General features: G+C 70.8%; 23 protein-coding genes and 1 tRNA gene. 11 read left to right on the top strand and 13 right to left on the bottom strand.

Going from position 1 to position 25,373, the window contains the following annotated elements; all coding sequences use genetic code 11:
* Positions 1-42 precede the first annotated feature (42 nt).
* Entirely contained in the window at positions 43-1,446 is a 1,404-nt protein-coding gene (locus SB754_RS05710; RefSeq protein ID WP_410781384.1) for an MFS transporter, read from the bottom strand.
* Positions 1,447-1,595: 149 nt separating this feature from the next.
* Between SB754_RS05710 and SB754_RS05705 the strand changes: the two genes are divergently transcribed.
* Complete coding sequence (locus tag SB754_RS05705) at positions 1,596-4,148, top strand: DUF4062 domain-containing protein (RefSeq protein ID WP_410781383.1); 2,553 nt, start codon at positions 1,596-1,598, stop codon at positions 4,146-4,148.
* Complete coding sequence (locus SB754_RS05700) at positions 4,145-4,954, top strand: hypothetical protein (protein WP_410781382.1); 810 nt, start codon at positions 4,145-4,147, stop codon at positions 4,952-4,954. Before SB754_RS05705 ends, SB754_RS05700 begins: the two co-directional genes overlap by 4 nt.
* An 80-nt stretch (positions 4,955-5,034) precedes the next feature.
* On the opposite strand, the gene SB754_RS05695 is transcribed toward SB754_RS05700, so the two are convergent.
* Entirely contained in the window at positions 5,035-5,871 is an 837-nt protein-coding gene (locus SB754_RS05695; RefSeq protein WP_410781381.1) for an alpha/beta fold hydrolase, read from the bottom strand.
* A 103-nt stretch (positions 5,872-5,974) separates the two neighbouring features.
* Between SB754_RS05695 and SB754_RS05690 the strand changes: the two genes are divergently transcribed.
* On the top strand, positions 5,975-6,544 hold the full coding sequence (locus SB754_RS05690) for a TetR/AcrR family transcriptional regulator (RefSeq protein WP_410781380.1): 570 nt from the start codon (positions 5,975-5,977) through the stop codon (positions 6,542-6,544).
* Here the strand turns inward: SB754_RS05690 and SB754_RS05685 are convergent.
* Together SB754_RS05685 and SB754_RS05680 are read right to left on the bottom strand one after the other, a co-directional pair.
* Positions 6,510-6,962, bottom strand: a complete 453-nt coding sequence (locus tag SB754_RS05685) for a type II toxin-antitoxin system VapC family toxin (RefSeq protein ID WP_410781379.1) — start codon at positions 6,960-6,962, stop codon at positions 6,510-6,512. The two genes, SB754_RS05690 and SB754_RS05685, sit on opposite strands and share 35 nt — an antisense overlap.
* Positions 6,959-7,219, bottom strand: a complete 261-nt coding sequence (locus SB754_RS05680; RefSeq protein WP_410781378.1) for a type II toxin-antitoxin system Phd/YefM family antitoxin — start codon at positions 7,217-7,219, stop codon at positions 6,959-6,961. The genes SB754_RS05685 and SB754_RS05680 overlap by 4 nt, the downstream gene beginning before the upstream one ends.
* A gap of 148 nt (positions 7,220-7,367) precedes the next feature.
* Between SB754_RS05680 and hpaH the strand changes: the two genes are divergently transcribed.
* The 6 genes from hpaH to hpaD all read left to right on the top strand — a co-directional run bounded on the left by hpaH (position 7,368) and on the right by hpaD (position 13,966).
* Positions 7,368-8,153, top strand: a complete 786-nt coding sequence (gene hpaH, locus SB754_RS05675; RefSeq protein WP_410781377.1) for a 2-oxo-hept-4-ene-1,7-dioate hydratase — start codon at positions 7,368-7,370, stop codon at positions 8,151-8,153.
* The gene (locus SB754_RS05670) at positions 8,138-8,950 is read left to right on the top strand and encodes an HpcH/HpaI aldolase family protein (RefSeq protein ID WP_410781376.1); all 813 of its coding nucleotides are present in this window, start codon (positions 8,138-8,140) and stop codon (positions 8,948-8,950) included. The genes hpaH and SB754_RS05670 overlap by 16 nt, the downstream gene beginning before the upstream one ends.
* Positions 8,951-9,033: 83 nt before the next feature.
* Positions 9,034-10,497 carry a fumarylacetoacetate hydrolase family protein gene (locus SB754_RS05665; RefSeq protein ID WP_410781375.1) on the top strand — a complete coding sequence of 488 codons (1,464 nt, stop codon included), beginning with the start codon at positions 9,034-9,036 and terminating at the stop codon, positions 10,495-10,497.
* Entirely contained in the window at positions 10,479-11,162 is a 684-nt protein-coding gene (locus tag SB754_RS05660; protein WP_410781374.1) for a GntR family transcriptional regulator, read from the top strand. The genes SB754_RS05665 and SB754_RS05660 overlap by 19 nt, the downstream gene beginning before the upstream one ends.
* Positions 11,163-11,188: 26 nt before the next feature.
* A complete protein-coding gene (gene hpaE / locus SB754_RS05655; protein WP_410781373.1) occupies positions 11,189-12,751 on the top strand; it encodes a 5-carboxymethyl-2-hydroxymuconate semialdehyde dehydrogenase in 1,563 nt (520 codons plus the stop codon).
* Between the two features lie 81 nt (positions 12,752-12,832).
* Positions 12,833-13,966 carry a 3,4-dihydroxyphenylacetate 2,3-dioxygenase gene (hpaD, locus tag SB754_RS05650; RefSeq protein WP_410781372.1) on the top strand — a complete coding sequence of 378 codons (1,134 nt, stop codon included), beginning with the start codon at positions 12,833-12,835 and terminating at the stop codon, positions 13,964-13,966.
* On the opposite strand, the gene SB754_RS05645 is transcribed toward hpaD, so the two are convergent.
* From SB754_RS05645 to SB754_RS05630, 4 genes are all read right to left on the bottom strand, one after another.
* A complete protein-coding gene (locus SB754_RS05645; RefSeq protein ID WP_410781371.1) occupies positions 13,944-14,426 on the bottom strand; it encodes a GNAT family N-acetyltransferase in 483 nt (160 codons plus the stop codon). The two genes, hpaD and SB754_RS05645, sit on opposite strands and share 23 nt — an antisense overlap.
* A 36-nt stretch (positions 14,427-14,462) precedes the next feature.
* On the bottom strand, positions 14,463-15,605 hold the full coding sequence (locus SB754_RS05640; RefSeq protein ID WP_410781370.1) for an FAD-dependent oxidoreductase: 1,143 nt from the start codon (positions 15,603-15,605) through the stop codon (positions 14,463-14,465).
* A gap of 41 nt (positions 15,606-15,646) precedes the next feature.
* Positions 15,647-15,985, bottom strand: a complete 339-nt coding sequence (locus SB754_RS05635; RefSeq protein ID WP_410781369.1) for a hypothetical protein — start codon at positions 15,983-15,985, stop codon at positions 15,647-15,649.
* Positions 15,986-16,133: 148 nt separating this feature from the next.
* On the bottom strand, positions 16,134-18,485 hold the full coding sequence (locus SB754_RS05630) for a cell wall-binding repeat-containing protein (protein ID WP_410781368.1): 2,352 nt from the start codon (positions 18,483-18,485) through the stop codon (positions 16,134-16,136).
* A 211-nt stretch (positions 18,486-18,696) separates the two neighbouring features.
* On the opposite strand from SB754_RS05630, the gene SB754_RS05625 reads away from it, so the two are divergent.
* Both SB754_RS05625 and SB754_RS05620 read left to right on the top strand, forming a co-directional pair.
* Positions 18,697-19,329, top strand: a complete 633-nt coding sequence (locus SB754_RS05625) for an RNA polymerase sigma factor (RefSeq protein WP_410781367.1) — start codon at positions 18,697-18,699, stop codon at positions 19,327-19,329.
* Positions 19,326-20,936: a PQQ-binding-like beta-propeller repeat protein gene (locus SB754_RS05620; protein ID WP_410781366.1), complete on the top strand. Its 1,611-nt coding sequence runs from the start codon at positions 19,326-19,328 to the stop codon at positions 20,934-20,936. Before SB754_RS05625 ends, SB754_RS05620 begins: the two co-directional genes overlap by 4 nt.
* Before the next feature lie 168 nt (positions 20,937-21,104).
* On the opposite strand, the gene SB754_RS05615 is transcribed toward SB754_RS05620, so the two are convergent.
* The 5 genes from SB754_RS05615 to SB754_RS05595 form a co-directional block, all read right to left on the bottom strand.
* Positions 21,105-21,179 (bottom strand) — tRNA-Gln (locus SB754_RS05615).
* A 57-nt stretch (positions 21,180-21,236) separates the two neighbouring features.
* The gene (locus tag SB754_RS05610; protein WP_410781365.1) at positions 21,237-22,178 is read right to left on the bottom strand and encodes an NAD(P)/FAD-dependent oxidoreductase; all 942 of its coding nucleotides are present in this window, start codon (positions 22,176-22,178) and stop codon (positions 21,237-21,239) included.
* A gap of 4 nt (positions 22,179-22,182) precedes the next feature.
* On the bottom strand, positions 22,183-23,700 hold the full coding sequence (gltX, locus tag SB754_RS05605; RefSeq protein WP_410781364.1) for a glutamate--tRNA ligase: 1,518 nt from the start codon (positions 23,698-23,700) through the stop codon (positions 22,183-22,185).
* A 24-nt stretch (positions 23,701-23,724) separates the two neighbouring features.
* Entirely contained in the window at positions 23,725-24,510 is a 786-nt protein-coding gene (locus SB754_RS05600) for a fumarylacetoacetate hydrolase family protein (protein WP_410781363.1), read from the bottom strand.
* Positions 24,507-25,370 carry a ketopantoate reductase family protein gene (locus tag SB754_RS05595; RefSeq protein ID WP_410781362.1) on the bottom strand — a complete coding sequence of 288 codons (864 nt, stop codon included), beginning with the start codon at positions 25,368-25,370 and terminating at the stop codon, positions 24,507-24,509. The genes SB754_RS05600 and SB754_RS05595 overlap by 4 nt, the downstream gene beginning before the upstream one ends.
* Positions 25,371-25,373: the final 3 nt, after the last annotated feature.

Genomic DNA, 25,373 nt, shown 5'->3' with positions numbered 1-25,373 from the left:
GACCGGTCGGGTCGACCGGTCGGCCGACACCGCCGCTCCGCCTCAGCTCCGGACCGTGTCGCGTGCGGGCTCGACGTGCTGCGAGGCCCCGTAGATCGGGTTGACCGCCTGCTCGGCCTCGTGGTCCGGGCCGAGCGGGATGCCCGTCCGGTCGCGCAGCAGCAGGGTGGCGATCAGGCCGAGGACGGTCATCCCTGCGAGATACCAGGTCACCGACAGGGTGCTCCCGGTCGCCTGCACCAGGGCGGTGGCGATGGTCGGCGCGAAGGCGCCGCCGAGGATCGCGCCGATCGCGTACGAGATCGACACCCCCGAGAAGCGGATGGAGGCAGGGAACAGCTCCGAGTACAGCGCCGCCTGGGGCCCGTAGGTGAAGCCGAGACCGATGGTGAGGATGGCGAGGCCGAGGAACAGCATCCCGACGTTCGCGGTGTTCACCAGCGGGAACAGGGTGAAGACGCCGACGAGCTGCAGGATCCACCCGACGATGTAGGTCGTACGGCGGCCGATGCGGTCGCTGATCCAGCCGGCGAACCACGTCGCGGCGAGCCACGTCACCGCGGAGGCTGCGACAGCCCACAGGACGGGCCCGCGGTCGAGTTTCAGCGGACCGTCCGGGTTGGTCGCGTAGTTCTGGATGTAGCCACCGGTCGTCATGTAGCCGACCGCGTTGTTCCCGGCGAAGACGAACGCCGCGATGATGACGAGGAGGGCGTGCTTGCGGAACACCTGCACGATCGGCATGCGGGTGCGCTGGCGGCGCTCGGCGATCTCGGTGAACACCGGGCTCTCCTCCACGCGGCGGCGGACCCAGTAGCCGATCAGGATCAGGACGACGGACAGCAGGAACGGCACGCGCCAGCCCCAGGCGACGAACGCGTCGCCCGGTGCGATCAGCGTCATCAGCGCCATGGCGCCGGAGGCGAGCAGCAGTCCGAGCGGGACGCCGATCTGCGGCGACGCGCCGAACAGGCCGCGCCGTGCGGTCGGGGCGTGCTCCACGGCCATGAGCACCGCGCCGCCCCACTCGCCTCCCGCCGAGATGCCCTGGAGGACGCGCAGCAGGATGAGCAGGATGGGCGCAGCGACACCGATCGCCTCGTAGGTCGGCAGCAGTCCGACGAGGGCGGTGGAGGCTCCCATCAGGATCAGCGTCACGACGAGGACGCGACGCCGGCCGTAGCGGTCGCCGAAGTGACCGGCCAGGAACGCGCCGAGCGGGCGGAACAGGAAGCTCACGCCGACGGTGAGGAACGCCAGCACGGTTGCGAACTGCGGGCCGGCCGGCGCGAAGAACAGCTGGCCGAAGACGAGCCCGGCGGCCGACGCGTAGATGAAGAAGTCGTACCACTCCACGGTGGTGCCGATCACCGTGGCGAAGACGACCCGGCGGCGATCCGTGTGCGATCGGATGCTGCCGGTGGGTGTGAAGGGGGATGTGCTCATCGTTGTGTACTCCCGGAATGGTGCGACATCGTTGTCCGGAGCGGCGCTCCGATCCGGCAATGATATACGATTTCGGATCCGACGCAACGGGGCGGTGGCCGCAATGTGCCCACTGGTGCACAGTGGCCGCGAAGCAACAGAATGCGGGCATGTGCGCGGCGCCGCGCGTGATCCGCACCCCGGACCAACGGCTGCGGGTCTTCGTCAGTTCGACCCTCAAAGAGCTCGCCCCCGAACGCCGGGCGGCGCGGGCCGCGATCGAGCGCCTGCTCCTCGCGCCGGTCATGTTCGAGCTGGGAGCCCGGCCGCACCCGCCGAGGGAGCTGTACCGCGCCTATCTGGACCAGAGCGACGTGTTCGTCGGGCTGTACTGGGAACGATACGGCTGGGTCGCCCCGGACGAGGAGGTCTCCGGGCTCGAGGACGAGTACAACCTGTGCCCGCCGCAGCTCCCCCGGCTGATCTACATCAAGGACCCGGCGCCCGGCCGTGAGCCGCGTCTGACCGAGCTGCTCGATCGGATCCGCTCCGACGACCGGGCCTCGTTCAAGCACGTCGAGTCGGCGCAGGAGCTGCAGGTGCTGCTGGAGGCCGATCTGGCCGTGCTGCTCGCGGAGCGCTTCGAGCTGAGCCGGGCCGCGTCGACCCCCGCTCAGCACATCACCGGCCCCGATACGCCGCAGGGCTCCGGCCTCCCCGCCTCGCTGACCCCGCTCATCGGGCGCGAGTCCGATGTGGAGGCGGTGCGCACCATCGTCGCGGACGGCGCCCGGCTGGTCACGATCACCGGGCCGGGCGGGATGGGCAAGAGCCGCCTCGCCATCGCTGCGGCAGCAGCACTCGGAGACCGTTTCGCCGATGGAGCGGTCTTCGTCGACCTCGCTCCGGCGCACGATGCGCCCGGAGTCCTCGGAGCTCTGGCCCGCGCCCTGGGCGTGCGCGACACCGGGGACGCCCCGCTCGCCGACAAGGCGGTCACCGCGCTGCAGGACCGCAGCCTGCTGCTCGTGCTGGACAACTTCGAGCAGGCGCTCGCCGCCGCGCCCGTCGTGACGACCCTCCTCTCCGCAGCGCCCGGCATCTCCGCCATCGTCACGAGCCGCTCCCTGCTGCGCGTGGGCGGGGAGCACCGCTACGAGCTGGGACCGCTCCCGCCGGATCAGGCGATGACCCTGTTCGTAGACCGCGCCCACGCCGTCCGTCCTGATTTCGAGATCACTCCGGCCAACAGGGACGACATCGCCCGCGTGTGCGCAGCGCTCGACGGCGTACCACTGGCGATCGAGCTGGCCGCGGCACGGGTCAGGGTGCTGCCTCCCGCCGACCTCGCGCGACGGCTCGACCGGCGGCTGCCCCTCCTCGTCGGCGGCGCCCGGGACCTCCCCGAGCGCCAGCGGACGCTGCGGGCGACGATCGACTGGAGCGCCGAACTGCTCGAGGAACCGGAGCGCGCGCTGCTCGCGCGTCTCGGCGTGTTCGAGGGCGGGTTCTCGCTGGAGGCCGCCGAGGCCGTGGCGAGCGCCGTGCCCGACGTGCTCTCGGCGCTCTCCGCCCTCGTCGACAACAGTCTGGTCCAACAGCACGAGGACTCCGCCGACGCGCGGTTCTCCGTCCTGGCCACTGTTCGCGAATACGCTCTCGAGCGGCTCGGCGACGAGGACATCCTCACCGCCGTGCGGGATGCGCACGCCGCCTTCTACCTCCGTCTCGGCGACCAGGCGGACATCGCGCTGGAAGGCGCGGCGCAGCACGACTGGGTCATCCGCCTGAACGCGGACACAGGCAACCTCCGCGCCGCCGTACGCCACCTGCTCGATCAGCACGATTGGGAGCGGGCGGCCCATCTGGCGTGGAGCCTCTTCATCTACTGGTGGGTCGCCGGCCTCCTCGGGGAGGTGAGGGGGTGGATGGACACGGTTCTCTCGACCACAGACCCGCTCGACGACCGCACCAGGGCGATCGCGCTGTACTTCACCCAGGCCATCTCCTTCTGGCAGGACCGCAGCGGGACGGTCGCCGAGAGGCTCACCCAGAGCGCGGACCTGTTCCGCGCCTCTGGGGATCCCGACGGCGAAGCGCTGGCGCTCATCTCCTTCGCGCTGGCGGCGCTCGCCTCTCCGCAGCCCGACGCGGTCACCGCCGACCGGGCGATGGAGGCCAGCGTCCAGTTGTTCCGGACGTGCGGCGACGCCTGGGGCGAGGCGATGGCGCTGGTGATGCTCGGCCGGGTGGCCCTCCTCCGCGAGCAGGTCGACACGGCGCTCACCCGGTTCGAGGAGAGCCTGGCCCTCGCTCTCGCGAACGGAGACGAACTGGGCGTGACCATCGCGCAGCACCATCGGGGCTGGGCGCGGCTGCTGCTCGGCGACGCGACCGGCGCCTTCTCCGACTTCACGGAGTGCTTGGCCCTCTCCCACCGGCTCGGCCACGCGGAGGGGATCGCGTACGCGTTCGAGGGAATGGTCGCCGTCGCGGCGCTCGGCGGAGACGTCCGGCGGGCCGGACTGCTGCTCGGCGCATCTGCGGCTCTCCGCGAACGCACCGGGCTGCACAACGCACCGGCGTTCTCGTTCCATCAGCTCTTCGTCGACCGGATGCTGGGTGCCGGCGCCGACCGCGACAGCTTCGACGCGGCGGTCGCCGACGGCCGCGGCCTCCCGCCTGAGGAGGCCGTCACGGTCGCGGAGGGGCACCCGGCATGACGGACAGAGTCCACCCGTACACACGGATCGTCGGCGCCATCATCGTCCCGTTCCTGGCGGCCGCCTTCGTGCTGCTCTACCCGCTGGCCGACAGCACGGACCTGCTGTTCGCGTGGACCATCCGTCCCCCGCTGACGGCGATGCTGCTCGGCAGCGCGTATGCGGGAGGAATCGTCTTCTTCGTGCACGTGGTGCGTCCGAACCGCTGGAGCGCCGTCCGTCATGGATTCCCGGCCGTCCTGCTGTTCGCCACCCTCCTCGCCGCGGCGACCTTCCTGCACTGGGACCGCTTCCACTTCGGGCGGCTGTCGTTCATCGTCTGGGTGACGCTCTACGTGGCCACGCCGTTCCTGGTGCTCGCCGCGATGCTCGTCAACCGCGGGGAGGATCCGGGCTCGCCACGGCAGCGGGACGCCGTCGTGCCCGGGTGGGTGCGCGTCGTCCTCGCGCTGATCGGCCTCTGCTCGCTGGCCATCGGCCTCGTGTTGTTCGCGGCCCCGTCGACGGCCGTCTCGGTGTGGCCGTGGCCGCTGACGCCGTTGACCGCTCGGGTGTCCGGGGCGATCCTGACGCTGCCCGGGATGGTGAACCTGTGGATGCTGCGCGACAGCCGCTGGAGCGCCTTCCGCCAGATCTTCCAGGCGCAGTTGGTGAGTCTCGTCCTGATCCTGCTGGCCATCCCGCTGCGAGCCGGAGAGATCCTCTGGAGTCGCCCCTCGGCCGCCCTGCTCGTCTGCGGGCTGGCCGGCTCCTTCGTGGCGTACCTGGCCCTTTATGTGTGGGCCGAGCGGAGACGCCTCGGCTGACGGCCCGGGGCGCACGAGAGGGCGGCACGAGAGCGCGGCGCGGACCGCCCGAGGTCCACGCCGCGCTGATCGTTCCGCGGCTACTTGCGCAGGAAGGCCAGCAGCGCCTCCGTCACCTCGGCCGCGTGCGTCCAGAGCAGACCGTGGGGCGCGCCCTCGACCTCCACGTAGTCCGCTTCGGGAAGGAGCTTGCGGAAGGCGCGGGCGGTGGCGTCGATGGGGAGGACGTTGTCGGCGGTGCCGTGCAGGATGAGCGCGGGGACGTCGATCTTCTCGATGTCGGCGCGGAAGTCGGTGAACCAGGTGAGCGGAGCGGCGGCCGATGCGACCGCGCCGCTGCCGGCGGCGATGTTCCAGCTGTTGCGCACGGCCTCCTCGCTGATCCGGGTGCCGAGATTCTCGTCGAGGTTGTAGAAGTCCTTGTAGAACTGCGTGAAGTACGCGTAGCGGTCGGCCTTGACGGCCTCCACGATGCCCTCGAAGAATTCGCGCGGCGCGGCGCCGTCCGGGTTGTCGTCGGTCTTCAGGAGGAAGGGCTCGAGGGAGGCGAGGAAGGCGACCTTGGCGACCCGCTCGGTGCCGTAGGCGCCGACGTAGCGGCCGACCTCGCCGGTTCCCATCGAGAAGCCCACGAGCACGGCGTCGTGGAGGTCGAGGGTGTCGAGCACGACCTTCAGGTCGGCGGCGAAGGTGTCGTAGTCGTAGCCGGTCGCGGCCTGGCTGGAGCGGCCGAAGCCGCGGCGGTCGTAGGTGATGACGCGGTAGCCGGCGTCGAGCAGGGCGACGGTCTGCTTCTCCCACGAGTGGCCGTCGAGCGGGAAGCCGTGGATCAGCACGACCGGCTGCCCGGACCCGTGGTCCTCGTAGAAGAGCTCGATCGGCGTGCTGTTCTCGGTTCCGACGGTGATGTACGACATCGTCGCAGTCCTTTCGTTGATCCTCGGCTGCGAGAACGATCGTTCTCGCGGTGATTCCGAGTGTACGAGAACAATCGTTCTCGCGTCAAGGTACAGTGGAAGAATGGTGGATGAAGAACTTCGCAGCAGGATCGTCGACGCGGCCGATGCGCTGTACTACGCGCGGGGATTCCACGCCGTCGGCATGGACCAGGTGAGGGATGCCGCCGGCGTGTCGCTCCGCAGGCTGTACGCACTGTTCCCCTCGAAGGACGACCTGGTGCTGGCGGTCTTGGCCAAACGCCACGAACTGTGGACGGCCGGGGTCGCCGCCCGCGTCGCGAGCGTCGAGGGGGCGGAGGCGAAGCTCCTCGCGATCTACGACTACCTCGCCGACTGGTTCGTGGAGGACACGTTCCGCGGCTGCGGGTTCATCAACGCCTTCGGCGAGCTCGGGGCCGCGGACCCCCGCGTCGCCGAGGCCGCCCGCACGCACAAGGAGTCGTTCCAGGAGTTCGTCGCCGCGATCGCCGCGGACGCCGGCGCCTCCCCCGCGCTCGCGCCGCAGCTGGCCATCCTGGCCGAGGGCGCGCAGACCACCGCCGCGATCGCCGGGACGCCGGACGCCGCCTCCGACGCCCGGGCGGCGGCGCAGGTCCTCATCCGCGCAGCACTGCCCGCCCGCTCTCGGTGAGCATTCCGGTATCCCACGGATTGCACAGCGGCACATCGAACCGCGCGAAGTCGCGCGTATTCCGCGTGACAACGATCAGGCCAGCCACCTCCGCTGTCGCCGCGATGAAGGCGTCTCGCTCCGGACGAGGGTCGGGCACGTGGTATCCGGCCGCAATCGACGCTACCTCGTGATCAACCGGCAGGATACGGTCTCCGAAGACCATCAGCACCTCATCGATCCATCGCCGCAGTCGCGCCCCCTGCGCCGGGTCGGTACGCTCCTTCAGGCTGGCCCCGAACTCGATCTCGAAAACGGTTATGGCTGAAATGTGCAGTGCATACGGCTCCTGGAGGGCCAGCCATCGGACAATGCCCGGATGCGCCAGATCGGGACGGCGCGAAGCCGAGAGGGCGTCAGTATCGAGGAGGTACTTCACAGGTCGATCGCTTTCGCGACGATCTGAACTCGCGGAAACGTCACGTCGCCGTCGTCGTCGCCGTCCTGCCTGAGCAGATCGATGATGCTGCGCCGCCCCCCGGTCAGACGCTCGTACTCGGCGTAGGTGAGCAGCACGAAGGAGGGCTCACCACGGTCGGTGATGATGAGTGGTTCCGTCGCGGCGCTTCGCTTGGCCGCGGACGCATCCTGATTGAATGCGCGTGCAGTGATGACAGCCATCGCCTCCTCCTTCATTGTAGCTACGTAGCCACGTTATCGGAGTCGCGCGATCCCCCTGCCTGTTCGCTGGCATTTCCGGGCAGGGGGACGCCGGGGGTGTACGGGAAGATATACGATCCCCTCGGGGCTGTCGCCCCTCCTCCGACGTCGAAGGGAGCCCTCCGTGCTCGATCGCCCGACCATCCAGGCCATCGCCGACGAACTCGCGGCCGCCGAACGGGACCGCTCGACGGTGCCGCTGCTCACCGCACGGCACCCCGGAATGACTGTGGAGGACTCCTACGCCGTGCAGCGGCTCTGGGTCGAACGGGGGCTGGCCGACGGCCGCCGGCTGGTCGGCCGCAAGATCGGGCTCACCTCCAAGGTCATGCAGCAGGCCACCGGGATCACCGAACCCGACTACGGCGCGATCTTCGCCGACATGGTGCACGAGACCGGCGCCGTCATCCCCTTCGACCAGTACTCGAACGTGCGGATCGAGGTGGAGCTCGCGTTCGTGCTCGCCGAGCCGCTCGAAGGCCCCGACGCGACCCTGTTCGACGTGCTCTCCGCCAGCCGCTACGTCGTCCCCGCCCTCGAGATCCTGTCCTCCCGGATCGAGATGCAGGGCCGGACGATCGTCGACACCATCTCCGACAACGCCGCGATGGGCGGGATGGTGGTGGGCGGACGGCCGGTGGCCGTGGATGCGGTCGACCTCCGCTGGGTGAGTGCGCTGCTCTACCGCAACGAGACCATCGAGGAGTCCGGCGTCGCCGCCGCCGTGCTCGACCACCCGGCCACCGGCGTCGCGTGGCTCGCCAACAAGCTGGCGCAGCACGGCAGCCGCCTGGAGGCCGGGGACATCGTCCTCGCCGGATCGTTCACCCGCCCGATGTGGGTGGAGCGCGGCGACACCGTCCACGCCGACTACGGAACCCTGGGAGCCGTCACATGCCGATTCGTCTGAACGCCGCACCGACCTTCGCCGACCGGCTCCGCGAGGCGGACCGCACCCTGTTCGGGATGTGGTCCTGCGCCGGCAGTCCGCTCGTCGCGGAGATCTGCGCCGGCAGCGGCCTCGACATCGTCCTCGTCGACGGCGAGCACTCCCCCGTCGGGCTGGAGTCGATCCTCGCCCAGCTGCAGGCCGTCGCGGCCTATCCGGCTGTGCCGCTGGTCCGGGCGCCCTTCGGCGACACCGTCGTGCTCAAGCAGCTGCTGGACCTGGGCGCCCAGAACGTCCTGGTGCCGATGGTCGACAGCGTCGAGCAGGCCGAGGCGGTCGTGCGCGCCGTGCGCTACCCGCCGCAGGGCATCCGCGGGGTCGGTAGCGCACTGGCGCGCTCCTCTCGCTGGAGCCGCATCCCCGACTACCTGGCACGCGCGAGCGACCTGGTCTCGCTGACCGTCCAGATCGAGACCGTGGAGGGGCTCGACGCCGCCGCTGCGATCGCCGCCGTCGACGGCGTGGATGCGCTTCTCGTCGGCCCGGCGGACCTCGCCGCGTCGATGGGCCTGCTCGGGCAGCAGAACCATCCCGACGTCATCGCGGCCGTCGAAGGCGTGATCGAGGCCGGACGTGCCGCCGGAACACCGGTCGGCGTGAACGCCTTCGACCCGGCGACGGCCGACCGTTACGTCGCGGCCGGCGCGGCGTACGTGCTCGTCGGGGCCGACGTCACGCTGCTCGCCCGGGCCTCCGAAGCGTTGGCCGGCCGGTTCATCGGGACCGTCTCCGACGGTCCCGCCCCTGCGAGCTACTGATCCTTGCCGAGTGAGTCAGGATTGTATATGATCTCGAATACGGTCCATCCGGATCTTTCCCCGACGACGAGGAGCCGACACCTGTGACGGACAGCAGCCCCCAGCGAGACGCGGCCGAGCTGCGTGCTACGGCCGGCAAGATCGTCGCGGTGCACCTGAACTACCGCTCGCGCGCCGCGCAGCGCGGCCGCACTCCCGCGCAGCCCTCCTACTTCTTCAAGCCTTCCTCGTCGATCGCCGCCAGCGGCGACGCGCTCGAGCGACCCGCAGGCACCGAACTGCTCGCCTTCGAGGGTGAGATCGCCCTCATCATCGGCCGGCCGACCCGCCGCGTGTCGCCGGAGGACGGCTGGGCCGCGGTCGCGGGCGTCACGGCAGCCAACGACTTCGGGCTCTACGACCTCCGCGCGGCCGACAAGGGCTCCAACGTCCGTTCGAAGGGCGGCGACGGCTTCACCCCGCTCGGCCCCGTCGTGCTGCCCGCCGCCTCCCTCGACCCCGACACGCTGCGGGTCCGCACCTGGCGGAACGGCGAGCTCGTCCAGGAGGGCACGACCGACGACCTGCTGTTCCCGTTCGGCCGCCTGGTCGCCGACCTCTCGCAGCTGATGACCCTGGAGCCCGGCGACATCATCCTCACCGGCACGCCGGCCGGGTCGTCCGTCACCGAACCGGGCGACACCGTGGAGGTCGAGGTCGACGCGCCGACCGCACCCGGCGCTCCCAGCACCGGCCGCCTGGTCACCCGCATCACCGAGGGCGCCATCCCTTTCGGCGACTTCGGCACAAAGCCCAGCGTCGACGACCACCAGCGGGCGGAGGCCTACGGCAGGCAGCCGGAACCGGCCTTCGTCCTCACCGACGTGCTGCGCGAGAAGCTGGCGAGCGTCGCGACCGCCACCCTCAGCTCGCAGCTGCGCAAGCGCGGCCTGAACGACGTCTCGATCGACGGCCTCACCTCCACGAGGCCGACGACGAAGGTGGTCGGCACCGCCCGCACCCTCCGCTACATCCCCCACCGCGAAGACCTGTTCGCCTCCCACGGCGGCGGCTACAACGCCCAGAAGCGCGCCTTCGATGCCGTCGGTCCCGGCGAGGTGCTCGTCATCGAGGCCCGGGGCGAGCGCGGCAGCGGCACCGTCGGCGACGTGCTGGCCCTCCGTGCGCAGGTCAACGGGGCGGCGGGCATTGTCACGGACGGCGGCGTGCGCGACCTCGCCGTGGTGGCCGCGCTCGACATCCCGACCTACCACAACGGCCCCCACCCGGCTGTGCTCGGGCGCAAGCACGTGCCGTGGGACACGGACGTGACGATCGCCTGCGGCGGCGCCGCGGTGCAGCCCGGCGACGTGATCGTGGGCGACGCGGACGGCCTGCTCGTCATCCCGCCCTCCCTCGTCGAGGAGGTCGTCGCCGACGCCATCGAGCAGGAACGCGAAGAGGAGTTCATCGCCGAGCAGGTCGCGGCGGGCAACCCCGTCGACGGACTGTTCCCGATGAACGCCGCCTGGAGAGAGAGGTACCGCGCATGGTCGACGCAGCACTGAAGACGGCATCGCCGAGCAAGTCGCAGCTCGCGTACGAGTTCATCCGCGCCCGGATCGACGACGGCCGGTACGTCTCGGGGTTCCGGCTGGTGCTCGGCCAGATCGCCGGGGAGCTCGACATCAGCGTCGTCCCCGTGCGGGAGGCCATCCGGCGCCTCGAAGCGGAGGGCCTGGTCACGTTCGAGAAGAACGTCGGCGCCCAGGTCGCCCTGCTGCAGGAGGCCGAGTACACCTACACGATGGAGACCCTGGCGCTCGTCGAGGGTGCGGCCACCCAGCTGTCCGCTCCCCTGCTGTCCGCCGACCACATCGCCCGGGCGCGCGCGGTGAACCGCGAGATGATCGCCTGCCTCGACGACTTCATCCCGCACCGCTTCACCCAGCTCAACCAGGAGTTCCACGCGGTGCTGTTCGAGGAGTGCCCCAACCCGCACATCCTCGACCTGGTGCACCGCGGCTGGAACCGCCTGACCGTGCTCCGCGACTCCACCTTCAGCTTCGTGCCCGGCCGCGCGCGCGAGTCGGTCGACGAGCACGAGCAGATCCTCACTCTCATCGAATCCGGCGCCGACGCGCTGGACATCGAGCTCGCCGCCCGCCGGCACCGCCTGGCGACCCTGGACTCGCTGCACGCGTACCAGAGCGAGCACAAGCAGCAGCACTGACCGTTCCCACCGACAGGAGGCCGCGCATGGCGCAGCACGCAGGGTTCACCCACCACGTCCCCGACAACCTTCCGGACACGATCCAGCACTTCATCGACGGCGCGTTCGTCGACAGCGTCTCCGGCGCGACCTTCGACGTGCTCGACCCGGTCTCCAACGAGACCTACGTGCAGGCCGCCGCCGGTCAGAAGGAGGACATCGACCTCGCGGTCGCCGCGGCACGCCGCGCGTTCACTGAGGGACCGTGGCCCCGGATGAAGCCGCGCGAGCGCGCCCGGGTGCTGAACCGCATCGCCGACGCCGTCGAGGCGCAGGACGCCCGGCTGGCGGAACTCGAGACCTTCGACACCGGCCTCCCGATCACCCAGGCCCTCGGCCAGGCGCAGCGCGCTGCCGAGAACTTCCGCTTCTTCGCCGACCTGATCGTCGCCCAGGCGGACGACGCCTACACGGTGCCCGGCAGCCAGCTGAACTACGTCAATCGCAAGCCGATCGGCGTCGCCGGACTCATCACCCCGTGGAACACGCCCTTCATGCTGGAGAGCTGGAAGCTCGCCCCGGCCCTCGCGACCGGCAACACCGTCGTGCTGAAGCCCGCCGAGTTCACGCCGCTGTCGGCGAGCCTCTGGGCTGAGATCTTCCGCGACGCGGGTGTGCCCGACGGCGTCTTCAACCTGGTCAACGGGCTCGGCGAGGAGGCCGGAGACGCCCTGGTGAAGCACCCGGACGTCCCGCTCATCTCGTTCACCGGCGAGAGCCGCACCGGGCAGATCATCTTCGCGAACGCCGCGCCGTTCCTGAAGGGCCTCTCGATGGAGCTGGGCGGCAAGTCGCCCGCGGTGGTCTTCGCGGACGCCGACCTCGACGCCGCCATCGACTCCACCCTGTTCGGGGTGTTCTCGCTGAACGGCGAGCGCTGCACGGCCGGCTCCCGGATCCTCGTCGAGCGCCCCGTCTACGACGAGTTCCTCACCCGGTACGCCGAGCGGGCGAAGAACATCGTCGTCGGCGACCCGCACGACCCGAAGACCGAGGTCGGCGCGCTCGTGCACCCCGAGCACTTCGACAAGGTCATGAGCTACGTCGAGCTCGGCAAGCAGGAGGGCCGCCTCCTCGCAGGCGGCGGCCGCCCGGAGGGGCTGGAGCACGGCAATTACGTCGCGCCGACGGTCTTCGCGGACGTCGCACCCGACGCGCGCATCTTCCAGGAGGAGATCTTCGGACCGGTCGTGGCGATCACGCCGTTCGACACCGACGAGGAGGCGCTGGAGCTCGCCAACGGCGTCCGCTACGGACTCGCCGCGTACATCTGGACCAGCGACCTCGGCCGCGCGCACACCTTCGCGCAGAACGTCGAGGCCGGGATGGTGTGGCTGAACTCGCACAACGTGCGCGACCTGCGCACCCCGTTCGGCGGCGTCAAGGCGTCCGGTCTCGGGCACGAGGGCGGCTACCGCTCGATCGACTTCTACACCGACCAGCAGGCCGTCCACATCACCCTCGGCCCGGTCCACACCGCCCGGTTCGGCGCCACCGTGCACCAACCGGAGGAGGCCGTCGAGGCGGCCGAGGACGCCGGCGACGCCTGACGACCTCCACTCGACCCGCACACCTCACTCGACACCCCGAACTCAACCCCAGAGAACTCAACGCAGAGGACACGCAGCACCATGACCATCACCCCCGGCTCCCCGGAGCCCACCGTGACCGGCTCCGACCCGATCGCGGCGCCGGCCGACCGCATCCCGACCCCCTCCGCCACGCCGCCGGACGTCGTCCGCTGCGCGTACATGGAGCTCGTCGTCACCGACCTGGCCGCGAGCCGCGAGTTCTACGTCGACGTGCTCGACCTTGTCGTCACGGAGGAGGATGAGAACGCCGTCTACCTGCGGTCGTTCGAGGAGTTCATCCACCACAACCTGGTCCTCAGGAAGGGACCGGTCGCGGCCGTCGCCGCCTTCGCCTACCGCGTGCGCACTCCGGAAGACCTGGACCGCGCCGTCGCCTTCTACACCGAGCTCGGCTGCCGCGTGGAGCGCCGTCCCGAGGGCTTCACGAAGGGTGTCGGCGACTCCGTCCGCGTGGAGGACCCGCTCGGCTTCCCGTACGAGTTCTTCTACGAGGTGGAGCACGTGGAGCGCCTCGCCTGGCGCTACGACCTCTACACCCCGGGCGCGCTGGTGCGGATCGACCACTTCAACCAGGTCACCCCCGACGTCCCGAAGGCCGTGAAGTACATGGAGGACCTGGGCTTCCGCGTCACCGAGGACATCCAGGACGAGGAGGGCACCACCTACGCCGCCTGGATGCGCCGCAAGCCGACCGTGCACGACACCGCGATGACGGGAGGCGACGGCCCGCGCATGCACCACGTCGCCTTCGCCACGCACGAGAAGCACAACATCATCGCCATCTGCGACAAGCTCGGCGCCCTCCGCCGCAGCGACTGCATCGAGCGGGGTCCCGGCCGCCACGGCGTCTCCAACGCCTTCTACCTGTACCTGCGCGACCCGGACGGCCACCGCGTCGAGATCTACACGCAGGACTACTACACGGGCGACCCGGACAACCCGGTCGTCACTTGGGACGTCCACGACAACCAGCGCCGCGACTGGTGGGGCAACCCCGTCGTCCCCTCCTGGTACACCGAAGCGTCGCTCGTCCTCGACCTCGACGGCAACCCGCAGCCGCTCACCGCGCGCACCGACGACTCCGAGATGGAGGTCACCATCGGCGCCGACGGCTTCTCCTACACCCGCAAAACCGACACCCCCCAAGGCTTCAAGCTCGGCGCCCAGGTCTAGCGCTCAGGTAGGTGTGCAGGAGGCGGTCCTCGGGCGCGAAGCCGTGACGCTCGTAGGCGGGGACGGCGCGGGGGCTGGAATGGACGGTGACGCGCTCCAGGCCCAGGTCGCGCGCCCGGGCGAGGACCGCCTCCATCAGCCTTCCGCCGATGCCGCGGTTGCGCAGCTCCGGGACGACGTACGCGCACTGCAGGTCGCCGGACGCCCGGTCGAAGGACTTGGCGCTCGGCACCCGGGGCACGATCGCGAGCCACATCATCCCGACGACGCGATCACCCGCGACCGCCACGATGCACTCGTGACCGTCGGCGTGCTCGCCGGCCCAGCGGGCGAACGCCGCCGCGAACACCTCGCGCGGGTCGACCGCCACTCCGCCGAGATCCGCCACCGAATCCCACCGCAGGCCGCCGACCTCCGCCCATTCCTCCGGCCGCGCCGGCCGGATCTCCACGTCCGCCATGCGGCCACCCTACCGGCGGCCCAGCGGTGAATGCGCCTACTCGTCCGCGGACGCGACGGCGAGGCGGAAGCGCGGAGGCGCGGGCTCGTCGTGCAATGCGAGGCGGGCGAGGATGTCGCCGAGCGCCGGACCGAACTTGAAGCCGTGACCGGAGAAGCCGGTCGCGATCACGACGGGCCCGACGCGGTCGAGGACGAAGTCCTCCTGCTCCGTGCTGTCGTAGAGGCAGCTGATCCCGTCCGGGCGGGTGGAATCGACGCCGAGGACCCACCCGGCCACGTACTCCTGCAGCCGCCCCAGCCGCGTCGGGTCGATCGTGCGGTCGCGGCGGTCGGGGTCGACCTCCGGCCCGGTCCCGTGGAAGCCGACCTTCACGCCCTCGCCCGGCGTCAGGAGGCCGTACACGCTCGGCAGCGCCTCCCCCGCCACGCCGTCACCGGTGGGATGGTGCACGAAGCTGGGCCACGCGTCCTCCTCCTCGGCCGAACCTGCGCGGAGCGGAAAGTGGGCCGGCTGCTCCTCGGTCACCGTCACCGTCGGAAGATCCATGTCGTGGGCGGCCAGCCACGGCCGCACCAGCTCGGGCGTCCACGATCCGGCGGCCACCACGACGCGGTCCGCCGTGTGGACGCCATCCGACGCGGTGACGGACACGCCGTCCCCGTCCGCGGCGATTCCGTCGACCCGGATGCCGAAGCGGAGCTCGGCACCCGCGGCGCCCGCGGCGTCCAGCAGCGCGTCCACCGCCTCCGCGGCCCGCAAGCGCCCGCCGCCGGGACTGAATAGAACGTGCTCCTCGAAGCGGAGGCCCGGCCATCGCTGCGCCGCCTCGGAGCCGGTCAGCCACTCGTACGGCAGTTCGGCCGCCTCCTGGGCCTCGGCGATCGCGTGCAGGACATCCCGGTCGCCGTGGTCGACGGCTCCCGTGCGGTCGAAGACACGCCGTCCGCTCACCCGCTCCAGGTGCTTCCAGCCCTGGAGCGCCCGCACCGACAACTGGACGTAGTCCTGCTCGGCGTACCCGTGGCGGAAGATCCGCGTCGCACCGTGCGACGAGCCCCGGTCGTGCCCGCGCTCGAACGCCTCCAGCACCAGGACGGAGGCTCCCTCGCGCGCCAGCGACCAGGCCGTCGCTGCCCCGACGACACCCGCACCGATGACGATCGCTCTCGCTGCCATCCCGCCACCCTATCGGCGCGCGGGAACCGCGAGTCTCGGTGTTACCGAGAACCCAGCTGCGAGCCGACCATCGAGTAGCCGCCGCGCGGATCCGACGACGGCCGCGGCTCGTCGAACACCGGGTTCGCCTTGCCCTCTGCGCTCTCCGGCGCCCGGCGAAGGCGACGCGCGGCGACGATCGCGACAACAGTGGCGGCGAGCAGGACGATGCCTGCCGCGATGAGGACCCAGCCGAGGAGGTCGCCTCTCGTCAGCACCACGATGCCGAAGGGCAGCGCCAGCCAGGTGCCGACTCCGGTCAGGCAGCTCGCGACGACCAGTGCGGCGACCCTGCGACGCCGGCGCTCGTCCCGCTCCAGCTCCACCATCAGTGCGCTCATGCGATCAACCCCCTTGTCCACACCCTAGCGGCCCGGCGGCGCTACAGGAAGGATCGCACACGACCACCTCCCACCGATGAACGAGTCGTCCCGACATGCCGTCACGCGCGAGGGGGTGACGGCGTGTCGGGACCAGCGGATGAGCGGCCTAGCGGCCTGCGGTGCCGTGCGTCCGCGGGTTGACGGGCAGCGACGGCGCGACCGGGTGGTCGTACACGACCGATCCGCCCGCCGCCTTCTTCAGCTTCGACGTCACCGGAGCGACGGCGGGGTAGGCCGGCGCGATGATCGAGTAGCCACCGCAACTCGTCAGCCCCGCGACATCCGAGTTCAGCACGGCCGGGCCGCCGACCAGTGTGACATTCGTCGCTCCGAGGAAGAAGATGTCGTCCAGCGTCCGCTGCGGCACGCAGCCTCCCAGCGTGATGAACAGCGGCGACGCGGTCTTGCCGGCCCACGCGGAGGCGCCGAGGGCGTCCGGGAAGTTCAGCCCGTTCGCCAGGATGACCCGGTTGCTGTTCTGGAACGCCGTCTCGACGATCTGCTGCGACGAGTCGAACCGGTCGGCGCCGGCCAGGTGCACGACCGTGCCGAACCGCGCGAAGTCCGCGACGAGGGACGGCGACATCACCGCCGAGCCGCCGATGACGACGATCCTGCTGGTTCCGAGCGACTGGAGCAGGGAGGCCGTGGTCGGGTCGACCGAGGTCGCGTTGCCGTTGACCAGCAGCAGCGGGGCGTGGAGGCTACCAGCCGCGCCGCCCGCGCTGAGGGAGTCGGGGAAGTTCAGCCCGGTGGCGACGTAGACCGTGGGAGCCGACGTGAAGCTGTGCTGGATCACCGCCTGCGACGTGCCGAACCGGTCGCCTCCGTACACGCGCTTGACGTCGGGCGACAGCTTCGAGAGCGCGGTCAGAACGTCGGCGCTCACCACCGCCGGGCCCCCGACGACCACGATGTGGGCCGGGTGCAGGCGGCTGATCTCGGCGGCCACCGTCGCGGGCAGGTACCCAGGAGCGGTCAGCAGCAGCGGACCGGAGTCCTGCGCTGCGGCCGGGCCGCCCGACAGCGCGTCGGGGAACGAGATCCCGTTCGCGACGTACACGGTGCCGACCGTTGACGGGTCCGGGTACGCCGCCTTCGAGACCTCCACCGAGGTCGCGAACCGGTCGCTGCTCGCCGTGCGGTCGACGGTCACCACGTGGAGGCTGTACGTCTGCGTCACGGAGTCGCCGAAGTTCGGAATGGTCGCGGTGAGACCGAAGGTATAGGTGCCCGGCGTCGTCGCCGTGCCCGAGATGGTGTCGCCGTTCAGGGTCAGGCCCGGAGGCAGCGAGCCCGACGTGACGGCGAAGCCGATCGGGAAGTCGAGCGACAGGGACCACGCCGAAATGGTCTGCGAGTAGTGCGCACCGGCCGGCACGACCCCGGAGACGCTCCCGAGGAACGAGATCGGCTCCCAGTCGGCGAGCACGGAGGCCTGCGCGCCGTAGATCACCGTGTTCGTGTAGACGTCGACCACGATGTCCGGGGTGGTGACCACGCTCCCGTGGTCGGTGCTCCAGGTGCTCGCCGACCCCGTAGTCGTGTCGATGCGGAACAGCTGCATGCCGTTCTTGCCGATCACGGTCTGGGTGGACGGGTCGATGCCGAGTGCGGTGATCCCGGTCCCCCAACCCGTCGGGACGGCGATGGACGACGCCGTCTTGGCGGTTCCGTCGACGACCGTCACCGTGTCGGCGGTCGGCGACCCCACGTAGGCCTTGTGGTGCGCCGCGTCGACGGCGATCGCGGCCGGGACCGCGGCGAGGGGCACCGTTCCGGTCACCGCCGAGGTCGCCTCGTCGACGAGCGAGACCGAGGGAGCCGCAGCGTCGACCACCCAGAGAGTCCCGGCGGACGCGTCCACGCCGATCCGCGTGGCGGTCCCGCCGACCGGAACAGCCGTCCCGAGCGCGAGCGTCGTCTCGTCGACGGGCACGACGGAGCCGCCGCTTCCCGTCGTCACGAAGACCTTGCCGGTCGTGTGATCGACGGCGAGATCGCGGAGGTCGCCGGGGATGGTGGCCGTCCCGGTCACGGTGTTCGTGCGCTCGTCGATGCGGGAGAGCGTGTTGTGCCCGGCGTCCAGCGCCCATACCAGGGCACGCGTCGCGTCGGCGTCGAGCAGCGGAGCGGCGGCCCCGGGGAGGGGGATGGTCGCGGTGGCCTCACCGGTGATCTCGTCCAGCACATCCACTGCTGCCGGACGCGCCGCGAAGGCCTGAGCCGTGTACGAGTCGACGGCAACATCGGTCACGGTGCCGCCGACGCTGGTCTGGAACGCCTGCTCGTACCCGGAGGTTCCGGGAGTGGCGGTGGCCGGAACACCAGCCACGGCGACCCCGGCGACGGTCAGCGCTGCGGCCGCGACGATCCCGATCGTGCGTCGCCGGGTGCCAGGAGGTGAGGTCGAGACGTAGGAGGAGGCAGGGACGGCGGCGGCGGCGCGATCACGCAACGGCGGCTCACTTTCGATCCGGCTCGCTGTGGTCGCACGAGCATCCCGCTCAGTCAAAACCATTCGCCCGGTTTCCGTCTACCCCAATACGGGGCACGCGGATCCACTCGGGCCGCCGGCGCAGAGGACGGACAGGAGGTGCAGCCTTGATACGCTCGCGTCGCCCGACCGCGGGATGGAACCGTCGGGGCACGATCGGACAGTAGTGGGTATGAGCACAGATGATTTCGACGAGGCTGCGGCCTGGTCGGCGGCACGCGGCGGGGACGGCCCCGCGTTCGCGTCGCTGTTCGACCGGCATCGCGACCGCGTCTTCTGGCATGCGTTGCGGCTCCTCCGCACGCGCCACGATGCCGAGGACGTCACCGCGATCGTCTTCCTGGAGGCGTGGCGCAAACGCGAGAGCGTCCGCCTGGTGGACGGGTCGATCATCGGCTGGCTGCTGGTCACCACGAACTACACCGTCCGCAACCAGACCCGCAGCCTGCGCCGGTATCGCAGCGCACTGACCAGGCTGCCCCAGCCGGCACCGCAGGACGACCACGCCCCGGCCGTGGACGAGGCCATCGACCGCGAGGAGCGCACCCGCGTGGTGCGGGAGGCGTTCGCCCGGCTCAGCCAACGCGACCAGGACGTCATCACACTGTGCGTCCTCGAGGAGCTCACCACCGGCCAGGCCGCGGAGGCCCTCGGCGTACCGGAGGGCACCGTCAAATCCCGTCTCTCGCGTGCCAAGCAGCGACTCGCCGCCTTCACCGGCGCCGCCACCGCCGCGACCTCCGCGGCCGACGCCACGACAGACACACCGACCGACCCGACGATCCTCGAAGGAGGTGCACGATGAGCACCACGGAATTCAGCCCAGAACGCAGTGCCGCGATCCGGCGACTCCTGCTCGACACCGTCGCCGACGAGCCCCGTCGCGAGCGGCGCGCCCGGTTCGCCATCGTCGGCGCCCTCACCGGCGTTGCGCTCGCGGTCGCCGGAGGCACGGCCGCGCTGGCGCTCACCGGCGTCCTCCACCTGGGAGCACCGGAGCCGGCGCCCGTTCCGGTGCCGACGCCCACCCACAGCCCGACCATGACCCCGACACCCACTCCCACCCCGACGCCCACCCCGACGCCTCGGCCGCTCGTGCAGTCCGCGCCGATCACCCCGCACGACGTCCGCAGCCTGCCCGACCACCCGAGTTGGTCGCTCGACCTGCCGGGAGCGAACGACGAGTGCCGTGGAACGAGCGCCTACAACCTGTCCGACGGGAGGGCCGTGTTCCTGACCGGGATGCGCCCGAAGGAGTACGAGGGAAGCCCGTGCGGAGACAAGCCGGACCGCAACACGGAGGACATCGGGATGGCCCTGGTCGACACCGAGCACGGGAAGGTGCTGTGGACGCGCGAATGGACGTTCACGCGCAAGCAGCTGATCGGGGCCGTGGGGTTCACTGTCCTGGGAACGTCGGGCCGCGGTCTCTTCGACGCGCGCGGCGACGGCCCGACCGAGGTCATCGATCTCGCAACGGGAGTGACGGAAGCACACGTCAGCGTTCCCGCCGATCTGCGACTCGATCGAGCCGTCGCGGTGGCCGGCACGTCGGGGGACGTGCTGGTCACCTCCCAGAAGGTGGACGCCCAGGGGGCCCCGGTCGGTTCGGCTCGCGTGATGCGCATCGATCCCCGCGACCCGGCGGATCCCCGCTGGGTCACGGAGCTTCCCGGCTCCTCTGCGGATCTGGATGCGGCCGCCGGCCTCACCCCCAGAGCCGATGTGGTCTTCTCTGTTCCCGGGGTGACCGGGGCGGCGACGGGAAGCGTCGACGTCCAGACCGGCCAGTACGAACCGGGCGACTACATCATCTCAATAAACAGGATGGTGTTCGGCGACGTCGTGACCACGATCGATCCGCGAACCGGGCGTCTCACCGCCACCGACCTCGCCGGAGACGAGCTCTGGCACCAGGACGGTTGGCAGGGGGGCTACGTGTACGGACTCCCCACCTCGGATGCGCTGGCCGGCAAGTCGTCACAGACGCTGGCTGATGAATCGTCGGGCATGCTGGTCCTCTCCCGCCCGGGCACGAGCACCCTGGTGGACGCCGCAACCGGGACGGTGATCGTGGACAACACGCAGTCGCTCTGCGGGCCGTCCGGGGCGGTCCTGCTTGACCGGCAGAGGGGTGTCGTCTTCTTCGAACAGCAGCAGGGGGCGCTGTGCGCCATCGACGCGTCCTCGGGCGCGGTTCTCACCGCCACCGACCTGCCGCGAGCGGCCCTGGACCTGCCGGGGGTCACCGCTGCCTACGCCAGCAGCTACCCGCTGACCGTCGCCACGGCCTACGACATCGCGAGTGGCGACGTGCTGTGGAGCCGTGACCTCCGAGAGCGGGAGCGTCTCACCTTCGCGGGCGGGTACCTGGTCAGCATCACTGGCACCCACATCGAGTCGCTCGGCTGATCCCGCCGCGGACGCATCCACTCGTCCCGACATGCCGTCACCCACCACCGGATGACGGCGTGTCGGGACGATCAGATCGCGGCGCGAGCGGCGCAGGACGACGCCGCGGGAAACCGGGTCAGGAAAACGAAATGGCCCGGAGAACCGGGCCTTCGAACGTTCGCGCTCTGGCTGGGGTACCTGGACTCGAACCAAGAACAACGGTACCAGAAACCGCCGTGTTGCCAATTACACCATACCCCACTGCTTCGGACCGTGGCCCGGGCACGAGAACCAACTCTAGCCTACCTGTGGTCCGGACTACAAAACGGCGGCCCCGTCCAGAGCGAGCCCGATGAGGTCGCGGTTGACAGCCGCCGCCACGACCGCTCCGGAGCCCGCGGCGACGATCAGCTGCTGGGGACCGGGCGCCGTCGTCTCCCCCGCCGCGTACACGCCGGGGAGGGAGGTGCGGCCCTGGGCGTCGGTGAGGAGGTAGCCCTCGGCGTCGCGGTCGAGGTCCAGACCGTCGGCGAACGACAGCGCCGGCGACCACACCGGGCGGAGGAATCCGCCGGCCCGCTCGATCACGGAACCGTCCTCCATCCTGATGCCCGTCATGACGCCCTTCTCGCCGACGACGTCGTCGATCCTGCCGCGCTCGATCCGGACGCCGAGCTGCGCGAGCATCCGCTCCTCCTCGGCGTCCACGACGTCGGCGGCGTTCGTGAACACGATGAGGTCGTCGGTCCACTGGGTCAGCAGCAGCGCCCGCTCGGCGACGTCGGGCGTCTCGCCGATGAGGGCGAGCGGAAGGCCCGCCGACTCGTGCCCGTCGCATTCGATGCAGCTGTGGAGCTGGGTGCCGTAGTACGCGCGCAGGCTCGGGATGGCCGGCATGGCCTCCGTCACGCCCGTCGCGATGAGGATGGTGTCGGTCCGGACGTCGACGTCCGCTCCGCCCCGGACGCCGCGCGCCGTGACGCGGAACCCGTCGCCCTCGACCTCCACCGCGCCGACCTGGGCGAAGACCACCGTCGCGTTCTCGTAGGCGTCGACCTCCTCGCGTCCGAGGCGGCGCAGCTCCAACGGGGAGACGCCGTCGCGGGTGAGGAAGCCGTGCGCCAGCAGGGTCGCGGCGTGCCGCGGCCGGTTGCCGTCGACCACGAGGACGCGCCGCCGCGCCCGCGCGAGGTTCAGCGCCGCCGACAGGCCGGCCGGCCCGCCGCCGACGACCACGACCTCGTACGACTCGCTCGCCATGGCTCTACGCCAATGCGGCCGACAGCCGGTCCAGCCGCGCGATCGTCTCGGCCTTGCCCAGGATCTCCATCGACTCGAACAGCGGGGGCGACACCCGGCGGCCCGAGACGGCCACGCGCAACGGCCCGAAGGCGACCCGCGGCTTGAGCCCCAGGCCCTCGACGAGTGCGTCGCGCAGCGCCGACTCGATCGCGTCGTGCGTCCACTCGGCTTCCGGCACCAGCTCCAGGGCTCCGAGGGATGCGGCGAGCACTTCACCGGCGTTCTCGGGCAGAGACGCGCGGGCGTCGTCTTCGACGACGAGGGATGCGGCGTCCGTGAACAGGAAGCCCAGCATCCCGGGCGCCTCGCCCAGCAGCTGCACGCGCTCCTGAACGAGCGGCGCGGCCTGGTCGAGGACGGCATGCTGGGCGGGGCTCAGCGGCTCCTCCACGACGCCCGCAGCGACCAGGTACGGGATGGTGCGCTCCGCGAAGTCGGCGTGGTCGAGCAGCCGGATGTGATCGCCGTTGATGGACTCCGCCTTCTTCAGGTCGAAGCGGGCCGGGTTCGGGTTGACGTCCTTCACGTCGAACGCCGCCACCATCTCCTCCAGCGAGAAGACGTCGCGGTCGTGCGTCAGCGACCAGCCCAGCAGCGCCAGGTAGTTCACCAGGCCCTCGGGGATGAATCCGCGGTCGCGGTGGTGGAACAGGCTCGACTCGGGGTCGCGCTTGGACAGCTTGCGGTTGCCCTCCCCCATCACGTACGGCAGGTGGCCGAAACGGGGCACGAACGTCGTCACGCCGGCGTCGATCAGCGCGTAGTACAGCGCGATCTGGCGCGGCGTGGAGGACAGCAGATCTTCGCCGCGGAGGACGTGCGTGATACCCATCAGCGCATCGTCGACCGGGTTCACGAACGTGTACAGCGGGTGGCCGTTGGGGCGCACCACCACGAAGTCGCTGAACGAGCCGGCCTTGAAGGTGATCTCGCCGCGCACCAGGTCGTCGAAGCTGAGGTCGTCGTCCGGCACGCGAAGGCGCAGTGCGGGCTGGCGGCCCTCCGCCCGGTAGGCGGCCTTCTGCTCCACGGTCAGGTCGCGCTCGAAGTTGTCGTAGCCGAGCTTCGGGTCGCGACCCAGCGAGACGTTCCGCGCCTCGATCTCCTCCGCCGTGGCGAAGCTCTCGTAGATGTGACCGGAGGCCACGAGCCGCTCGATCAGGTCGCGGTAGATGTCGTAGCGCTGCGACTGCCGGTACGGTCCGTCCGGGCCGCCGACGTCGATCCCCTCGTCCCAGTCGAGTCGCAGCCAGCGCAGGCCCTCCAGGATGAGCTGGTAGCTCTCCTCGCTGTCGCGTGCCGCGTCGGTGTCCTCGATGCGGAAGATCAGCTTGCCGCCGGTGTGCCGGGCGTACGCCCAGTTGAACAGCGCGGTGCGGATCAGCCCGACGTGGGGCGTGCCGGTCGGCGACGGGCAGAAGCGCACGCGCACGTCGGCGCCGGTGGCTTCGGAGAACGGGTGTGCGATCGTGTCAGACATACGCCTCCGATCCTACCGGGAGGCCTACTTCGGGGCGCGCACAGGATTCACCAGGGAGCCGACGCCGTCGACCTCCACCTCCACCGTGTCGCCCGGCTTCATCGGCCCGATGCCGGACGGCGTCCCGGTCAGGATGACGTCACCGGGCAGGAGGGTGAAGACGCTGGAGGCGTACGCGATGATCGACGGGATGTCATGCACCATGTCGCTGATCGGCGCCTCCTGCTTCAGCTCCCCGTTGAGGCGGGTGCGCAGCACGGCGTCGGGCGCCAGCTCGGTCTCGATCACCGGGCCCAGCGGGCAGAAGGTGTCGAAGCCCTTCGCGCGGGTCCACTGCCCGTCCTTCTCCTGCAGGTCGCGCGCGGTCACGTCGTTGGCGACGGTGTACCCGAAAATGTGCTCCGCCGCATCCTCGGCGCGGACGTTGCGGGCGATCTTACCGATGACGACGGCCAGTTCGCCCTCGTAGTCGACGCGCTCCGACTGCGGCGGCGCGATGATCGCGTCGCCCAGGCCGATCACGGCGGTGTTCGGCTTCAGGAAGAGCAGCGGCTCGCCGGGCGCCTCCCCGCCCATCTCTGCGGCGTGCTCCCGGTAGTTCTTGCCGACCGCGACGACCTTGGAGCGCGGGATGACCGGCGCGAGCAGCGAGCCGACCTTGGCCAGCGGGACGCGCTCCCCCGTGGTGTCGAAGCCGGCGAACATCGGGTCGCCGGCGAGCACGACGAGGGCGTCCTCGTCGACGATGCCGTAATCGATGACCGGCGACTTCTCGCCGTCGCGGGTGTGGCTGAACCGTGCAATCTTCACGTGTTCGAGCTTAACCCCGTCACGATGCGGGCGATGGCGGGCGTCGGGATGCTGTGGCGCTCGCCGATGCGCACCAGAGCACCGCCGAGCGCGTCCAGCTCGCTGGGCGCGCCGGCGGCCAGGTCCTCCTGCAGGGAGGTCCGCATCCCGCCCGGCACGCTGCGCAGCGCCCGGACGAGGTCGAGTTCGGACGCTGCGACACCCTCGGCCACGGAGCACGCGACGACCTCCGCCACGACGGCCTCCGTCAGCTCCGGATCCTCGCTGAGCGCCGCGCCCGCGGGCTGCCGCCAATAGGAGGTGAGCAGGGCGAGGGAGGCGAGCAACCGGAACTTCGCCCACAGCACCTCCGCCTCGCTGCCGCCGGCGCGCACAGTAGGTCCGGCGTCGGTCAGCGCCCGGACGGCGGCGAAGCGCGCCGCGCTCTCCGGCACCTCAACGCGGACGAACGGGCTCCGGTGGTCCACCACGGTGGTGGAGACGCGCAGCGCCGACACCGCGACGGACGCCCCGGCCACGGGTGTGTCCGGCAGGGCGACCCGCAGCGGGCGCATGTGCTCGACGCCGTTCAGGAACGAGATCACCTCGGACGGCCGGGCGTCGACGATTCCGGGCAGCACATCCTGCAGCCCGTAGACCTTCGTCGCCAGGATGACGCTGGCGCCCGCGGGCACCTCCGTCTCGGCCCGCACCCGCTCGACGCCGTCGCCGAACGTTGCGCTGCGGACTTCGATCCCGTCCCGACGGATCGCCTCGACGGTCGCCGGCCGGCCGACGGCGACGACCTCCTCGCCCGCGCGCTGCAGCAGCCACGCGAACAGCCCGCCGACCGCGCCCGGCCCGACCACCGCGAACACCATGGC

It is taken from the genome of Leifsonia sp. SIMBA_070, assembly GCF_046534635.1.
Taxonomy (GTDB): Bacteria; Actinomycetota; Actinomycetes; order Actinomycetales; family Microbacteriaceae; genus Leifsonia.
The sequence above is the reverse complement of the archived record's forward strand: the minus strand, read 5'-3'. Positions and strand labels throughout refer to the sequence as shown.

Coding starts and splice junctions, on each gene's coding strand:
- SB754_RS05710 (WP_410781384.1), bottom strand. CDS start 1,446: ATGAGCACATCCCCCTTCACACCCACCGGCAGCATCCGATCGCACACG.
- SB754_RS05705 (WP_410781383.1), top strand. CDS start 1,596: ATGTGCGCGGCGCCGCGCGTGATCCGCACCCCGGACCAACGGCTGCGG.
- SB754_RS05700 (WP_410781382.1), top strand. CDS start 4,145: ATGACGGACAGAGTCCACCCGTACACACGGATCGTCGGCGCCATCATC.
- SB754_RS05695 (WP_410781381.1), bottom strand. CDS start 5,871: ATGTCGTACATCACCGTCGGAACCGAGAACAGCACGCCGATCGAGCTC.
- SB754_RS05690 (WP_410781380.1), top strand. CDS start 5,975: ATGGTGGATGAAGAACTTCGCAGCAGGATCGTCGACGCGGCCGATGCG.
- SB754_RS05680 (WP_410781378.1), bottom strand. CDS start 7,219: ATGAAGGAGGAGGCGATGGCTGTCATCACTGCACGCGCATTCAATCAG.
- SB754_RS05670 (WP_410781376.1), top strand. CDS start 8,138: ATGCCGATTCGTCTGAACGCCGCACCGACCTTCGCCGACCGGCTCCGC.
- SB754_RS05660 (WP_410781374.1), top strand. CDS start 10,479: ATGGTCGACGCAGCACTGAAGACGGCATCGCCGAGCAAGTCGCAGCTC.
- hpaE (WP_410781373.1), top strand. CDS start 11,189: ATGGCGCAGCACGCAGGGTTCACCCACCACGTCCCCGACAACCTTCCG.
- hpaD (WP_410781372.1), top strand. CDS start 12,833: ATGACCATCACCCCCGGCTCCCCGGAGCCCACCGTGACCGGCTCCGAC.
- SB754_RS05645 (WP_410781371.1), bottom strand. CDS start 14,426: ATGGCGGACGTGGAGATCCGGCCGGCGCGGCCGGAGGAATGGGCGGAG.
- SB754_RS05640 (WP_410781370.1), bottom strand. CDS start 15,605: ATGGCAGCGAGAGCGATCGTCATCGGTGCGGGTGTCGTCGGGGCAGCG.
- SB754_RS05635 (WP_410781369.1), bottom strand. CDS start 15,985: ATGAGCGCACTGATGGTGGAGCTGGAGCGGGACGAGCGCCGGCGTCGC.
- SB754_RS05625 (WP_410781367.1), top strand. CDS start 18,697: ATGAGCACAGATGATTTCGACGAGGCTGCGGCCTGGTCGGCGGCACGC.
- SB754_RS05620 (WP_410781366.1), top strand. CDS start 19,326: ATGAGCACCACGGAATTCAGCCCAGAACGCAGTGCCGCGATCCGGCGA.
- SB754_RS05610 (WP_410781365.1), bottom strand. CDS start 22,178: ATGGCGAGCGAGTCGTACGAGGTCGTGGTCGTCGGCGGCGGGCCGGCC.
- gltX (WP_410781364.1), bottom strand. CDS start 23,700: ATGTCTGACACGATCGCACACCCGTTCTCCGAAGCCACCGGCGCCGAC.
- SB754_RS05595 (WP_410781362.1), bottom strand. CDS start 25,370: ATGGTGTTCGCGGTGGTCGGGCCGGGCGCGGTCGGCGGGCTGTTCGCG.